Source organism: Mesorhizobium liriopis, assembly GCF_024053505.1.
GTDB lineage: Bacteria > Pseudomonadota > Alphaproteobacteria > Rhizobiales > Rhizobiaceae > Mesorhizobium_B > Mesorhizobium_B liriopis.
Window position 1 is genome coordinate 238,812 of record NZ_JAMXQS010000001.1, and the last position, 12,948, is coordinate 251,759.

At 66.5% G+C, this 12,948-nt stretch carries 13 protein-coding genes; 8 read left to right on the plus strand and 5 right to left on the minus strand.

Features of this window, described 5'->3' with window-relative positions:
* The first annotated feature begins 11 nt into the window (after positions 1-11).
* The 3 genes from NGM99_RS01145 (at position 12) to NGM99_RS01155 (ending at position 3,601) form a co-directional block, all read left to right on the plus strand.
* Positions 12-926: a sugar kinase gene (locus NGM99_RS01145; protein ID WP_252815209.1), complete on the plus strand. Its 915-nt coding sequence runs from the start codon at positions 12-14 to the stop codon at positions 924-926.
* A 179-nt stretch (positions 927-1,105) separates the two neighbouring features.
* Entirely contained in the window at positions 1,106-3,139 is a 2,034-nt protein-coding gene (locus tag NGM99_RS01150) for a putative bifunctional diguanylate cyclase/phosphodiesterase (RefSeq protein WP_252815210.1), read from the plus strand.
* 12 nt (positions 3,140-3,151) lie between these two features.
* The gene (locus tag NGM99_RS01155) at positions 3,152-3,601 is read left to right on the plus strand and encodes a BLUF domain-containing protein (protein WP_252815211.1); all 450 of its coding nucleotides are present in this window, start codon (positions 3,152-3,154) and stop codon (positions 3,599-3,601) included.
* Positions 3,602-3,959: 358 nt separating this feature from the next.
* Here NGM99_RS01155 and NGM99_RS01160 read toward each other — a convergent pair whose 3' ends face one another.
* The 4 genes from NGM99_RS01160 to NGM99_RS01175 all read right to left on the minus strand — a co-directional run bounded on the left by NGM99_RS01160 (position 3,960) and on the right by NGM99_RS01175 (position 7,515).
* Positions 3,960-4,289 carry a hypothetical protein gene (locus NGM99_RS01160; RefSeq protein ID WP_252815212.1) on the minus strand — a complete coding sequence of 110 codons (330 nt, stop codon included), beginning with the start codon at positions 4,287-4,289 and terminating at the stop codon, positions 3,960-3,962.
* Between the two features lie 63 nt (positions 4,290-4,352).
* On the minus strand, positions 4,353-5,174 hold the full coding sequence (gene proC / locus NGM99_RS01165; protein ID WP_252815213.1) for a pyrroline-5-carboxylate reductase: 822 nt from the start codon (positions 5,172-5,174) through the stop codon (positions 4,353-4,355).
* Positions 5,171-6,490, minus strand: a complete 1,320-nt coding sequence (locus NGM99_RS01170) for an O-antigen ligase family protein (RefSeq protein ID WP_252815214.1) — start codon at positions 6,488-6,490, stop codon at positions 5,171-5,173. The genes proC and NGM99_RS01170 overlap by 4 nt, the downstream gene beginning before the upstream one ends.
* A 26-nt stretch (positions 6,491-6,516) precedes the next feature.
* On the minus strand, positions 6,517-7,515 hold the full coding sequence (locus NGM99_RS01175) for a glycosyltransferase family 2 protein (RefSeq protein WP_252815215.1): 999 nt from the start codon (positions 7,513-7,515) through the stop codon (positions 6,517-6,519).
* A 164-nt stretch (positions 7,516-7,679) separates the two neighbouring features.
* Between NGM99_RS01175 and NGM99_RS01180 the strand changes: the two genes are divergently transcribed.
* From NGM99_RS01180 to NGM99_RS01200, 5 genes are all read left to right on the plus strand, one after another.
* Positions 7,680-8,852: a glycosyltransferase gene (locus NGM99_RS01180; RefSeq protein WP_252815216.1), complete on the plus strand. Its 1,173-nt coding sequence runs from the start codon at positions 7,680-7,682 to the stop codon at positions 8,850-8,852.
* Complete coding sequence (locus tag NGM99_RS01185) at positions 8,849-9,646, plus strand: WecB/TagA/CpsF family glycosyltransferase (RefSeq protein WP_252815217.1); 798 nt, start codon at positions 8,849-8,851, stop codon at positions 9,644-9,646. Before NGM99_RS01180 ends, NGM99_RS01185 begins: the two co-directional genes overlap by 4 nt.
* A gap of 13 nt (positions 9,647-9,659) precedes the next feature.
* Entirely contained in the window at positions 9,660-10,562 is a 903-nt protein-coding gene (locus NGM99_RS01190) for a DUF6492 family protein (protein WP_252815218.1), read from the plus strand.
* Between the two features lie 90 nt (positions 10,563-10,652).
* Positions 10,653-10,868, plus strand: a complete 216-nt coding sequence (locus tag NGM99_RS01195; RefSeq protein ID WP_252815219.1) for a ribbon-helix-helix protein, CopG family — start codon at positions 10,653-10,655, stop codon at positions 10,866-10,868.
* Positions 10,862-11,227: a type II toxin-antitoxin system VapC family toxin gene (locus tag NGM99_RS01200; RefSeq protein ID WP_252815220.1), complete on the plus strand. Its 366-nt coding sequence runs from the start codon at positions 10,862-10,864 to the stop codon at positions 11,225-11,227. Before NGM99_RS01195 ends, NGM99_RS01200 begins: the two co-directional genes overlap by 7 nt.
* A 302-nt stretch (positions 11,228-11,529) precedes the next feature.
* Here the strand turns inward: NGM99_RS01200 and NGM99_RS01205 are convergent, their stop codons facing one another.
* Entirely contained in the window at positions 11,530-12,801 is a 1,272-nt protein-coding gene (locus NGM99_RS01205; protein ID WP_252815221.1) for a lipopolysaccharide biosynthesis protein, read from the minus strand.
* Positions 12,802-12,948 lie beyond the last annotated feature (147 nt).

A 12,948-nucleotide genomic window follows, 5' to 3' on the forward strand; every position in this document is an offset into this window, starting at 1 on the left:
AGAAAGACCCCATGCCCGACATCATCGCTCTCGGCGAACCCATGGTCGAGTTCAACGAAGGCGCGGGTGCCGGCCAGTTCGGGCAAGGCTTCGGCGGCGATGTCTCGAACTGCGCCATTGCCGCCTCGCGCGCAGGGGCTTCCTCCGGCATCTTCACGAGCCTCGGCCAGGACGAGTTCGGCGACCGTCTGACTGCCCTCTGGGCCGAGAACGGCATCGACGCCACTCTCGTCTCGCGCCACGCGAGCGCGCCCACCGGCATCTATTTCGTGTCCCACGGCCTGCAAGGCCACAGCTTCTCCTACCGCCGCGCCGGCTCCGCCGCCTCGCTGGTCGCGCCCGCCGATCTGCCGCGTGAGGCCATCAGGGCGGCCAGACTCATCCACGCTTCCGGCATCAGCCTCGCCATCTCCGCTTCCGCCTGCGACGCGGTTTTGGAAGCCATCGCGCTCGCCCGCGACAATGGCGTGCTGGTTTCCTTCGACCCCAACTTGCGCCTCAAGCTCTGGCCTCTGCCCCGCGCCCGCGCGCTCACCCATGCCGCGATGCAGGCTTGCGACATCGCGCTTCCCGGCCTCGACGACGCACAGATCCTGACCGGCCTCGACGACCCGCAAGCCATCGCCGATTTCTACCTCACGCTGGGCGCAAGGATCGTGGCGCTGACGCTCGGCCGCGATGGCTGCCTCGTCGCCACGCCGGACCGGCGCGCGCACATTGCCGGCATGACCGTCAAAGCCGTCGATGCCACAGGCGCTGGCGACGCCTTCGACGGCAATTTCATCGCCGAATACCTTCGGCATCGCGACCCGTTCGAGGCCGCGCGCTACGCCAATGCGGCGGCAGCCCTTTCCACGCAGGGCTACGGCGCGGTCGCACCCTTGCCGCACCGCGCGGCGGTGCTCGAATTTCTTGCTCGGCATTAGAGGCTGTTATGAGCCTCGAATCTGCGCAGTTCGCCTCGAAATTGGGCGCAAACTCGCGAAAGACTCAAACTTAACCGCATCGGGTGAAGCTCCTTTAACGTGTTCGCCCTTTAAAGTGGCAGACAACGCAATGCGGGTTGTGCCCCTCGGCGCTTCGGCATCGTTGTCGGAGCTTTCTCTTGCGCGTCATCGACTGCATCGTTTCCGATCATAATCTGTGGTTCGTCCTGCTCGCCGCCATCACCTGCGCGGTCGGCAGCGCGGTTACCACCCGTCTCTGGCGGCAGGCGAGGGCGGCCACCGGGCGCAGCCGCTACGACTGGTGCTTTCTGAGCGGCGTGGTCGCCGGCTCCTCGATCTGGGCCACCCATTTCATCGCGATGCTCGGCTACCTGACGCCTGCGACCGTGACGTTCGATGCGGTCACGACGCTCGCCTCCATCGCCGTCGCGATCCTCGGCTCCGGCCTGGGCTTCCTGATCACGCTCCTGTCGCCGCGTCTCACCGTGCGCATCGCGGGCGGCGCCACGGTCGGCCTGTCGATTGCGGCGATGCATTACATCGGCATGTTCGCCTACCGCGTCGATGGCATCGTGTCCTGGGACCCGCTCTATCTCTGGCTTTCGCTTGCGGCGGCCGCCGGCATATCGGTTCTGGCGGTGCTCGCGCTCGACAAGCGCGACACGATCTTCCGCGGCCATCTGCCCGCCATGCTCCTGATGACGTCGATCGTGCTTCTCCACTTCCTCGGCATGACCGCGTTCGGCGTCACGCCGCTCTCAGGCGTGTCGTCGGGCGTGGACAGCGAGGCTTTCTCTGCCATGGCCATCGCGGTGGCGCTCGTCGCCTTGCTGATCGTCGGCACCGGCGTCTCGTCCTTTCTGATCGACGACCGCGCCCGTGTTTCGTCGGAATCCGCGCTCCACCACATGGCCTCGCACGATGCGCTGACGGGCATGGCCAACCGGCTCCACTTCCATGTGACGCTCGCAGAGCGCTGCGCGGCGCTCGATCTTCGCCAGCCGGAATTCGCCGTGCTCGCCATCGATCTCGACCGCTTCAAACAGGTGAACGACTCGCATGGCCACCATGTCGGCGACGAAGTACTCCGCCGCGTCGCGCATCGTCTGGAAACGGCGCTCGACGGGGCGGGGCTGGTCGGCCGTCTGGGCGGCGACGAGTTCGCCGCGATCGTCGATGACGCGGCGCTCGCCGAAGCGGTCGCCGGCCGCGTCGTGGAGATCCTCAGCCGGCCCTTCCTCGTCAACGGCATGATCGTGGATATCGGCGCCAGCGTCGGCATTGCGGTCGGCCCGCGCGACGCCACCGATCCGCGCGATCTCCTGCGCAACGCCGATGTCGCGCTTTACGCGGCCAAGGAAGCCGGCCGCGCCACGTTCCGCATGTTCGAAGGCGCGATGGTCGAGGAGATGCAGGCCCGCATCGCGCTCGAACAGGACCTGCGCCGCGCCGTCGCCCGCGAAGACTTTACGCTCTTCTTCCAGCCACAGGTGGATAGCCGCACCGGTGCCTTCACCGGTGCCGAAGCGCTGCTGCGCTGGGATCACGCCACGCGCGGCATGGTTTCGCCCGCGATCTTCATTCCGCTCGCCGAACAGCTCGGCCTGATCGGGCGCATCGGCAAATGGGTGCTCACCACTGCCTGTCGCGAGGCCGCCACCTGGGATCCGCACCTGTCGATCGCCGTCAACCTGTCGCCCATGCAACTGGCCGACCCGCGCCTGCCGCGTACCGTGTCGCAGGTGTTGGCGGAAACCGGCCTGCCTGCGGAGCGCCTTGAGCTCGAGATCACCGAAACGGCGCTTCTCGCCAATGACGAGCAGGCGCTTTCCACGCTCAGTGAACTGCGCCGCATGGGCGTGGTCATCTCGCTCGACGATTTCGGCACCGGCTACTCGTCGCTGTCCTACCTCCACCGCTTTCCCATCGACCGCATCAAGATCGACCGCTCCTTCATTTCCGGTGTCGCCACCGACCAGCACAGCGCCACCATCGTCCGCGCCATCGCGCATCTGGGCACCAATCTCGGCTTGAAGATCACCGCAGAAGGCATCGAGGACGGCGACCAGCGCGATTTCTCGGCTCTCTACGGCTGCGACAATCTTCAGGGCTACCTGTTCTCGAGGCCGCTCCCGGCCGAAAAACTTCCCCCCGCTTTCGCCGGGCGGACTACCGCCCCCGAAGCCGCCTGAGGCTCAGATACAATGCCTTTGCACCGTCTTCTCTACACCTCGGAAGCCCGCCTGTCCGACAACGCGTCGGGGGCCGACCTTATGGTCGAAAGCATCGTCGCCCATTCGCAGGCCAACAATGAGAAGCGCGGCCTGACCGGCGCGCTGCTTTATGTGCGCGGCACCTTCATTCAAGCCCTGGAAGGCCCCCTCGATGCGCTCGAAAATACGTTCGAACGCATCTGCCACGATTTCCGCCACGCCAGACTCACGCTGGTCGACATGTCGCCCGCCAGCGAGCGCATGTTCGAGCGCTGGTCCATGACCTATCTCGCCCAGAACGACGAACCCGCCCGCCTGCTTGTCAACCGCGACCTCGAAGAGCTCTATTTCACCGTCAGCACCAACGCCGCCGAAGCCATGCGCCAGATGCGCGGCCTGCTGCTGGGCGAGGGCAAGAAGCCGGCGCTGGAAGTGGTGTGAAAACCTAAAAGCCAAAATGTGGCGCTTGGGGCAGTGCTGGTTGGGAGTTCACCCCCACCCTTTACCCCTCCCCACAGGTGGGAGGGGGACTTCGACGTCGATTCAATCTCGGAGCTTGGTCCCTAGCTTGAAGGATTGACCGCAAGGCTGACGTCTCCCCTCCCACCTGTGGGGAGGGGTAAGGGGTGGGGGTGACCTCTCCATCCCACCAACCCTTCAGCAAACAACCTGTGCCAATCCGTGGAGCAAGGTACAACGGCGGAAAGCTAGCGAGATGCCTTCTCGATCTTCGAGCGCCTCAAGCCATGCGAAAGGGCGCCAGGGAGGCCCCCAACTCTCACCAAAACCCAATCCGCCCTCACAGCTCCCGGGACTGCCGCCGATCCGACAGCCCCGCCAGGTCCGGCCGATCATCCGGATCCTCGCTCGGCTTTTCGCCCTCCGCCAGAAACGTCCCGGGCGGGTTCTCGCCTTCGCTCTGCCGCGTTTCCTCGTAAACGACGTCCACACCTTCCAGAAGATGCGTGTTGGCTGCTGCTTCGCGGTCGTTGTCCGCCAGAAAGTCGCCGGCCTGCCGGTTGCCGCCATCCGGCCGCGCTTCGAGCTTGCGTTCGCCGGAATTGCGCAGGTTTTCCGTGTCGGGACCGGGTTTCTGCGCGTCGCGTGGGTGAGGGGCGTCCTTGCTCATCGGTGGTCTCCTGCTGTTTCACCGGAAACGGCGGGAGACCGCGATGGGTTGCCGAAGCGGGATTTACGCCTTGCCGAGCTCTTCCGACCGCCGCCTGGCCGCATCCACCGTGCCGGCGAGCAGGGGCCCGAGCCCCTTCGTCTCATCCATCAGCACGTTGAGCCCGGCCACCGTGGTGCCGTTCGGGCTCATCACCTGCCGCCGAAGCTCCGCCGGCACGTCCTGCGATTCCACTGCGAGCGACGCCGCACCCCAAACCGTCTGCTTGGCGAGCAGCGCCGCGACATCGTCTGGCAGGCCCGCGCGCTTGGCAGCCTCTTCCAGCGCCTCGATGAAAAAGAACACATAGCCCGGGCCCGAGCCGGAAACGGCCGTCACCGCATCCATCATCGCCTCTTCCGGCAGGGCCGCGACCGCGCCCGAGCACGACAGAAGCGCTTCCACGAACTTCGCCGTCTCGGGGGAAACATGCGCGTTCGCATAAGTCGCGATCATGCCCTTGCCGATCATGGCCGGGATATTGGGCATCGAGCGTATCACGGGCGTTTGCCCGCCCAGCACGTCCTCGAATGTCGCGATCGACGTGCCTGCGGCAACCGACAGAACCGTGGTCGCGCCGTTGCCCCAGTGCCTGTAATGCGCCGCCACATCGCGGATGACCTGCGGCTTCACCGCCAGAACCAGCAGCTCCGGCGCGTCGCTTGCGTCCAGCGCTTCCGCATCCGCCACGGCGCGAACGCCCAGACCCGCCGCCCGCTCGCGCAAGGCTGGCGTCGGCTCCACCACGGCCACCTGATCCACCGGGACCACGCCCCCGCCGAGCCAGCCTTTCAGCATGGCGAAACCCATATGGCCGCAGCCGACCAGAACGATTCTCGTGCTCATGCCCGAACTCTAGCGCCGCCATTCGCTCCCGGCGAGACCGGAAACCGCGCCACGAGCCGCAATCCCAGAATTCCCATCACGGTGAACAGCCAGACCGGGTCCGCGCGCCGAAAGAAGAAGCTTTCGAGGAAGGCGTTCAGCGTGGTGAAGAGCAGAACCATCAGAAAGAAATCCGCCAGCCGCACGTTTTCGAGCAGGCGCGGAACCCGCGCATAATCGCGCAGGGGCACGAGGATGAAGGCGAAAACGGCCGTCCCGAGTGCGGGCAGCCCCATCAGGACGGCGATGTCGAGATAGCCGTTATGGCCGTGCACGATCCCCGAAATGTCCCAGTCCATGTCGAAGGGCCGGTCCATCTCGGTCACTAGGGGCGTGCCCCAGAAGCTCTCATAGCCGTAGCCGAACCAGGGCCGCTGCGCGATCATCTCGCCCCCGAAGCGCCAGAGTGCCGTGCGCCCCGTGAACGTCATGTCCGGGAAATGCGTGGCGGCGAAATCGCTCAAGGGCCCGATGAACACGATGCCCAGCGTGCCGAGCGCGGTGCCGGCGAGCACCAGCGCCACCAACCACGGCGTCAGCCCGCGCACGCCCATGAAGCCCGGCAGCGCCACCACCAGCACCGCGACCGGCACGAGCCCCGCCGTCGTCTTCGACCCCGTATGCGCCACGAAGATGATGGCCAGCCCGAACAGGACCGCACCGGCCCAGCGCCAGCCGCGCCGGAACAGGTAAACGCCGGCGAAGGCGAAGCAGGCCATCACCGGCCCGGCGATGTTCTTGTGGCTGAACACCCCGCGCCAAAGCCCTTCATGCTGCGGCTCCATGGAGTCCGCCGTGTGCTTGGCGACGTCCGGAAGCAGCATCAGCCCCGCATAGGACAGCCCGACCACGGCAAAGCCCGCAATCGCCAGCACCCACGAAAACCGCTCCGCATCCGGCGGCAGCACGAGCACCGCCCCGATCGCCACGATCCCGATCAGCGTGAACGACGCCGCCCGCGCTGCCTGGCCCGGATCGGCCGCATGCAGCACGGACAGGAAGAAGAAGCCCAGCAGCAGCAAAAACCACGGCCCCCAAAGAGCCAGCACCAGCTTGGGCCGCGTGAAGCAGACGAGCCCGCCCAGCGCGAGCAGGCCCACCGTTCCGAACCCCAGCTGGTTGACCGCGTCGCCCCCACCCGCCTCCAGCACCGCGCCGGCAGGCTGGAACGGCCGGAACGAAACGATCAGCAGCGTCAGAATGAGCGCCGCGATGCCCGTCGCGACCGTGCCCTGCGTGACCGCACCGGGGCGAGAGGAGACCGTCTGCGACGTCATCGCCGGATCATCATTGCGAACCGAACCTAATTCTTCTCGGGCTCGCGATATTGCTCACGGGCATATCCGAATTCGGCGGCCAGTCGGCCGATGGCGACAAGAACGGGGTAGGCCCCGATGGCAGCCGAGCCCGACCGCCATGTATCGCGAAACGCGCGCAGTGGCGAGACGCTGAGCAGACCGAGGCTTTTGCCCAACACCCGCGCCCGCGCGCCGAGCGAGTTCCCCCGCTTGCCTTTTTCCACCAGCGTCGAGATCACCCCGTTGCGCACCGAGCGCGCCCGGATCCAGTCGCCTTCCACCCGCCGCGCCGGCACCGCTTCCATCACCGGCGCTTCCGCGCACCAGCCGAGCTTGAACCCTTTCGCCGCCGTCCGGCTCAGGAAATCGGAATCCCCGCCGCCCAGAAAATTGAACCGCCCGTCCAGAAACGGCGGCCCCATCGCCTCCAGCACGTTGCGTCCGATCAGCAGGTTCCCCGAAGAGTAAAGCGCGGGCACCAGCCGCGTTTCGCCGTATGGCGGCGCGAACACCGGATGTTTCCGCACCCCCGCACGCGGCTCCCGCTCGAACACCGGCCTTTGCGGCCCGCCCACGATATCCGCCCCCAGCCGCCGCGCCGCGTCGCGCATCCCCTCGATCCAGCCCGCGGACGCCGTTTCATCGTCGTCGATCACCAGAAGATGCCGCATCGCCGGAAACTGTTTCAGCGCCGTCGCCCATCCCGCATTATAGGCCGAGCAGTTGCCCCGCTGGTGCGCCACGATCACCAGCCCTTCGACCGTGCCGTCCTCGAACAGCGCTTTCGCGGCCCGCGCCCCTGCGAGCCCCTCCGCATCGTTCTCCATCACGATCACCGCGAAAGGCTCGCTCGTCTTCTGCGCCGCCAGCGAGCGCAGCGTTTCCACCACCTGCGCGGGCCGCCGAAAGGTCGGCAGCGTGACCACGGCGGCGAAACGCGAAGCGTCCAGCCCGGCGGAGTGGCCGAACAGCGTCACATGGGGCGGAAAAGCGGCGTCGGGCATGGCAGGAGAGGGGCGTGAGGCCTTGAATTTATCGCAATTCTGGCATCCTGCCCTTCACGCTCCCTTAACGGAACCCGAAGAAACGCGGTGGCAACGCGCGGAAACGGCTGTACCGGGGGCGAGGGGTTCAACCGGTCTTCACTTCTGTCGCTCAAGAGCAATCCATGCGCCTGCTCTTCGCCACTTCGCTCATCCCGGACAGCCACGGCCGGTCCGGCTACGAGATCGCATCAGCCGCGGTCATCGATGCCCTGCGCCATGCCGGTGCCGATGTCACGGTCATGGGCTTCGCCTGGCCCGAGCAGAGCGTGCCCGACGATGGCCGAACGGTCTGCCTGGGCCGCATCGACGTCAAAACCGAAACCGCCTCGCCCGCCCAGAAACTCGCCTGGCTCGCCCGCGCGGTGCGCCTCGGCCTTCCTTTCGCCGCCGCCAAGCTGCGCACGCTCACGCCCGAAACCCTGCGCGAGAAAATCCGCGAAGCCGGTCCGTTCGACGCCTATGTGCTCAATGCCGCGCAGTTCGCTTCCGCCTTCGAAACCGTGCTGCACGATCGCCCCACCGTCTTCGTCGCCCACAATGTCGAGCACCGCTCGGCCGAGGAGAATGCAAGGGCCGCGCGCAACCTGTTCGAGCGCCTGCTCTACGAGCGCGAGGCCAAGCTTCTCGAACGCGTCGAAGCGCGCCTCTGCCGCTCCGCGTCCCACACCTTCACCTTCGCCGCCGAAGACCGCGACACGCTCTTCCTCGACCCCGCGCGCTCTTCCATGCTGCCCCTCGTCACCCGCGAAAGCGCGCCAGAGGCCTTGCCATTCGCGCCCAGGACCCTCGACGCCGCCATGATCGGCACCTGGACCTGGGCGCCCAACCGCATCGGCCTCGACTGGTTTCTCCAATCCGTCGCACCGCTTCTGCCGAGCACGTTCCGCATCGACATCGCCGGCCATGTGCCCGCCGACCTCACGAGCGGGCACCCCGGCATCCGCTTCGTCGGCCGCGTGGACGATGCCGAGGCCTTTCTCGCGAGTGCGGCGGTCGTGCCCCTCGTCAGCCGCGCCGGCACCGGCGTTCAGCTCAAGACGGTCGAAACCTTCGAGCTCGGCCTGCCGACGGTTGCCACCACCCATTCCCTGCGCGGCATCGATCAGGTTCCCGACAACTGCCTCATCGCCGACAACCCGCGCCTTTTCGCCGATCTCCTGATCCGTTTCGCCCGCGAAAAGCCCGCCGCCCTCGACGGCACCGCTTTCTTCGAAACCCAGCGCGCCGCGCTCCGCGCGCGTGTCGCCCTCGTCGTGTCCCGCCTGCGTTCGCCCTTCGAGAGAGCCGCCGCATGACGGTTGCCGCATTTCCCCATCCCGAATTCCTTGTCGCACCCGCCAGCCGCACCATCCTCGGCGTCGCCGTCGCGCCCATGCGTCAGCGACAGGCCATCGCGCGCCTGCAGGATCTGCTCGCCCAGAAACTCTTCACCCGCGTCGGCTTTCTGAATGCCCACACCGCGAACCTCGCGCACACCGACCCCGAATTCGCCGCCTCGCTGAAGGATTTCCTGATCCTGCCCGACGGCATCGGCGTCGATCTCGCCTCGACGCTGCTTTATGGCGAAGCCTTCCCCGAAAACCTCAACGGCACCGATTTCGTGCCCGCCTTCCTGGCGTCCGTCGGTCGCCCTTTGCGTGTCGGCCTGATCGGTGCGAAGCATCATCACGGGGAGGGCGCTGCCGCTGCCCTGCGCCACGCGGCACCCCAGCACAGCTTCTTCGTCGTCCACCACGGCTTCTTCACGCCTGAGGAAGAGCCGCATGTTCTCGAACGCATCGCGGCTCTCGACCTCGATGTGCTGCTCGTCGCCATGGGCGTGCCGCGTCAGGAGCTCTGGATCACCCGCAAGATCGGGCCCGAGCACTGCACGATGCCGATCGCCGTCGGCGCGCTGCTCGATTTCCTGTCTGGCGCCGTGCCCCGCGCGCCGCTCTGGATGCGCCGGCTGCGCATGGAATGGCTGTTCCGCCTCGGCCTCGAACCCGTTCGCCTCTGGCGCCGCTACGTGCTCGGCAATCCGCTCTTTCTTTTCCGCGTCTTCCGCCAGAAACAGACCCGCGCCACCGCCGATGCCGCCGCGAGCTGACGCGGCCGGAAAAATGTCCCTGCAACCAGCCGGCGAGCCTGCTCTCAAACCCTTGGGCGAGGCCCCCACGGCGGCCATCGTCACCGCCTCCTACGCGCCCGATTTCGAGCGCTGCCGCCTGCTCTGCGAAACGGTCGACCAACACGTCTCCGGCTTTTCCCGCCACCTGATCCTCGTCGAGGACCGCGACGTCCCACTCTTCCGCGCGCTCGAAACCCCGCGCCGCCAGATCGTCAGCGAACGCGACCTTCTTCCGGGCTGGCTGCGCCCCTTCAACGATCCCTTCAGCCTCGGCCGCCGGCGCATCTGGCTTTCCCTGCGCACGCCTCCCTTGCGCGGCTGGCATGTCCAGCAACTCCGCCGCATCGCCGTCGCCGATCATGTTTCCGAAGACCTCCTCGTCTTCTGCGACTCCGATGTCGCCTTCACCCGCCCGTTCAACTGCACCGGCTTCGCAGAGAACGGCCGCGCCAAACTCTTCCGCTCAGCCGACCCCCTGCCGCCCGGCCTCCATCAAAAATGGTCCGCCCAGGCGGGCAGGGCGCTTGGTCTTACGCAGCCTTCCGCCCGGGACTACATCGCCACCCTCATCGCCTGGCGCACCGACGCCACCCGCGCCATGCGCGCGCATATCGAGCAGGTCTCGGGCCGCCACTGGATCCCCACGATCACCCGAACCCGCCAATTCTCCGAATGCCTCCTCTACGGCCGCTTCGCCGAAGACGTGCTGGGCGGCCAGGGCCACATCCCCGACCCCCACCCCCTCTGCCGCATCCACTGGACCGGCCAGGCCCCCACCGACGAAGGCTTCCACCAGTTCCTCTCCGAGATGGAGCCCGACCAGATCGCCGTCGGCATCCAGTCCTTCATAGGCATGGACCCCAACCGCATCAGACGCCTGCTCCGGCAGGCATAGCGCAGACCGCCTTGGGCTCTGCGGAAGATACCGGTCCCTTTCAATCCGGTTCCTATATGATATCGTCTATGCATATCATCGGAGAGCCGCATGCGAGCCCTTGTGGACATGAACGACGCTCAGGTCGAAGCTCTGGACATGCTTGCCAAACGCGTCCGCAAGTCCCGCGCGTCGCTCATCCGGGCTGCAATCGACGACTATCTCGAACGTCATCATCGTGGCCAGGTCGAGGATGGCTTCGGCCTTTGGGGCAGGGCGACGGTCGATGGGGTCGCCTATCAGGACAAAGCGCGCAGCGAATGGTAGGCGCGCTGTTCGACACGAACATCCTGATCGATCACCTGAACGGCATACCGCAGGCCCGCCTGGAATTGGGCCGCTATGACGCTCCGGCGATCAGCATCGTCTCGTGGATGGAAGTCATGGTCGGCGCCACGCCCGACTTGGCCGATCCGACCAGACGCTTCCTCGAAGGGTTCAAACTGATCGCTCTCGATAGCACGATCGCCGAAAGGGCCGTCGCCCTGCGGCGCGCCTATCGTATCAAGCTGCCGGATGCCATCGTCTGGGCCTCGGCACAGACCAGCGGCTTCCTGCTCGTGACGCGCAACATCAAGGATTTTCCCCCGACCGATCCGGGAATACGCGAGCCTTACACGCTCTAGGCAAGTGCGACAGGAACACACCCACGGCGCATGTTATGCTCGAGCCTGCTCCGCAGCTTCTGGAAACCCGATGCCGAGCGTCAACGTCACCCCCACCCCGTACCCTTCCCCACAGGTGGGAGGGGAGACACCGGCGCCGCGTTTCCTTCTTCGCGCTAGGCGTCAGGCTTGGAAGTGAAGCGCCACGCCTATGTCCCCCTCCCACCTGTGGGGAGGGGTACGGGGTGGGGGTGACGCCTCCATCTCTTCAGCCTTTCAGCAAACTTGACGGCCCCATCTACGCGGCCGGGCCCACCGTCGCACTACACCCCCCGCACCCCCCGCCGCATCGCCCGGTAAGTCAGCACCATCGACCCCAGATACATCACCGCGAACACCGCGTTGAGCGCCAGCACCAGCCGTTCCGGCCCTTTCGCCCAGCCCAGCACCTGCGCGAGCAGCACGCCCTTCAGAACCCCGAGCAGCGCCAGATTGAGCGCCCGCGTCGCCGTCTGGCCGCGCGCGAACAAGAGTTCCGCCTGATACTCCACGAGATTGCGTAGCCCCGGCACCAACAGCGCCAGTCCGACGATGGGGGCTGCTTCGGCCACATTGCGCCCCAGCGCGTTCGGCGCCACCCACAACACCCCTGCCAGCCCGGCCAGCGCCAGTGTCGAGCCTACGAAGATCCCCATCTCGATCAGCGCCCTGATGCGCAAACCCCGCAACAGGTCCGGCGCGCGCATCATCTTCTGTACCAGCATCATCGTGAAGGCCCGGATCGGGATCGCCGTCAGATCAACCAGCCGCATCACGATCGCATAGATGCCCGCCAGCTGCGCATTGCCGAGCGCCAGCACCAGAAGCTTGTCCAACTCGCTCTGCACGTAGAACAGCGCCTCGGCTCCCGCGACATAAAGCGAATCCGGCAATCGCCGAAGGTAGAGCCGCGGCGCCAACCGCAGGCGCTGCCTGGGATAGGCCAGCACCACGCCCATCAGAAGCGTCGCCGCGTTCGCCGCCGCATAGAACAGCGCCCAGGCACCCAGCGACGTGTCCGCGTTCCACGCAAACAGAAACGCCGCCAGCGCCCGAAACGCCGTGCCCGCGATCACCAGCGCCGCCGCCCGCCCGAACAGCCCCAAGCCGTTATTGACGATCACCACCGCCTCGAAGGGCCGCCACAACAGTGCTTCGGCAATGACGATGCCGAGGAACACCCCGAACCCCATATCCGCGCGAAAGAACAGCCAATAGGTTCCCCACGAGGCCGCGCCGATGAGCGGCAGCGAAAGCACCGAAAGCGCGATGAACCCCGCCGTGAACGTGCCGATCAGCCGTGGCCGCTTGGTCGCCGTCCGGTAAAGTGCCGAAATGAACCCGAATGCCAGGAGCCGCGACAGCACCACGCCGGCAGCGGACGCCGTGGCGAACAGCCCGAACGCCGCCACGCTCAGCGTGTTTGCGAGCGCAATGAAATAAACGAGGCTGAACACCAGCCGTCCCGCCGATCCGCTCACCGCCGAGAGATAGCCGCGCACCAGCGCTGTCCGCCCATCGAGCAGCGAACCATATCGCAACGGAATTTGACTCATGAGGCGGCGCATAGGCTTGCCTCTTTAGCCGCTCGGGCTTAACGCCGCGTGAGCCTGGGCGGTCCGGCGGCGGGACGAGGACTTTCCCCCATCGCTGGCCCGGTCGGAAAGGGAGCCGGGCCAGCGATGGGGGCGTTGCGGGAAAGC

What these genes read in the sequence shown, in the direction of transcription:
- NGM99_RS01205 (WP_252815221.1), bottom strand. Translation starts at nt 12,801, where the DNA reads ATGAGTCAAATTCCGTTGCGATATGGTTCGCTGCTCGATGGGCGGACA.
- NGM99_RS01200 (WP_252815220.1), top strand. Translation starts at nt 10,862, where the DNA reads ATGGTAGGCGCGCTGTTCGACACGAACATCCTGATCGATCACCTGAAC.
- NGM99_RS01160 (WP_252815212.1), bottom strand. Translation starts at nt 4,289, where the DNA reads ATGAGCAAGGACGCCCCTCACCCACGCGACGCGCAGAAACCCGGTCCC.
- NGM99_RS01155 (WP_252815211.1), top strand. Translation starts at nt 3,152, where the DNA reads ATGCCTTTGCACCGTCTTCTCTACACCTCGGAAGCCCGCCTGTCCGAC.
- NGM99_RS01180 (WP_252815216.1), top strand. Translation starts at nt 7,680, where the DNA reads ATGCGCCTGCTCTTCGCCACTTCGCTCATCCCGGACAGCCACGGCCGG.
- NGM99_RS01185 (WP_252815217.1), top strand. Translation starts at nt 8,849, where the DNA reads ATGACGGTTGCCGCATTTCCCCATCCCGAATTCCTTGTCGCACCCGCC.
- NGM99_RS01190 (WP_252815218.1), top strand. Translation starts at nt 9,660, where the DNA reads ATGTCCCTGCAACCAGCCGGCGAGCCTGCTCTCAAACCCTTGGGCGAG.
- NGM99_RS01145 (WP_252815209.1), top strand. Translation starts at nt 12, where the DNA reads ATGCCCGACATCATCGCTCTCGGCGAACCCATGGTCGAGTTCAACGAA.
- NGM99_RS01195 (WP_252815219.1), top strand. Translation starts at nt 10,653, where the DNA reads ATGCGAGCCCTTGTGGACATGAACGACGCTCAGGTCGAAGCTCTGGAC.
- NGM99_RS01170 (WP_252815214.1), bottom strand. Translation starts at nt 6,490, where the DNA reads ATGACGTCGCAGACGGTCTCCTCTCGCCCCGGTGCGGTCACGCAGGGC.
- NGM99_RS01175 (WP_252815215.1), bottom strand. Translation starts at nt 7,515, where the DNA reads ATGCCCGACGCCGCTTTTCCGCCCCATGTGACGCTGTTCGGCCACTCC.
- proC (WP_252815213.1), bottom strand. Translation starts at nt 5,174, where the DNA reads ATGAGCACGAGAATCGTTCTGGTCGGCTGCGGCCATATGGGTTTCGCC.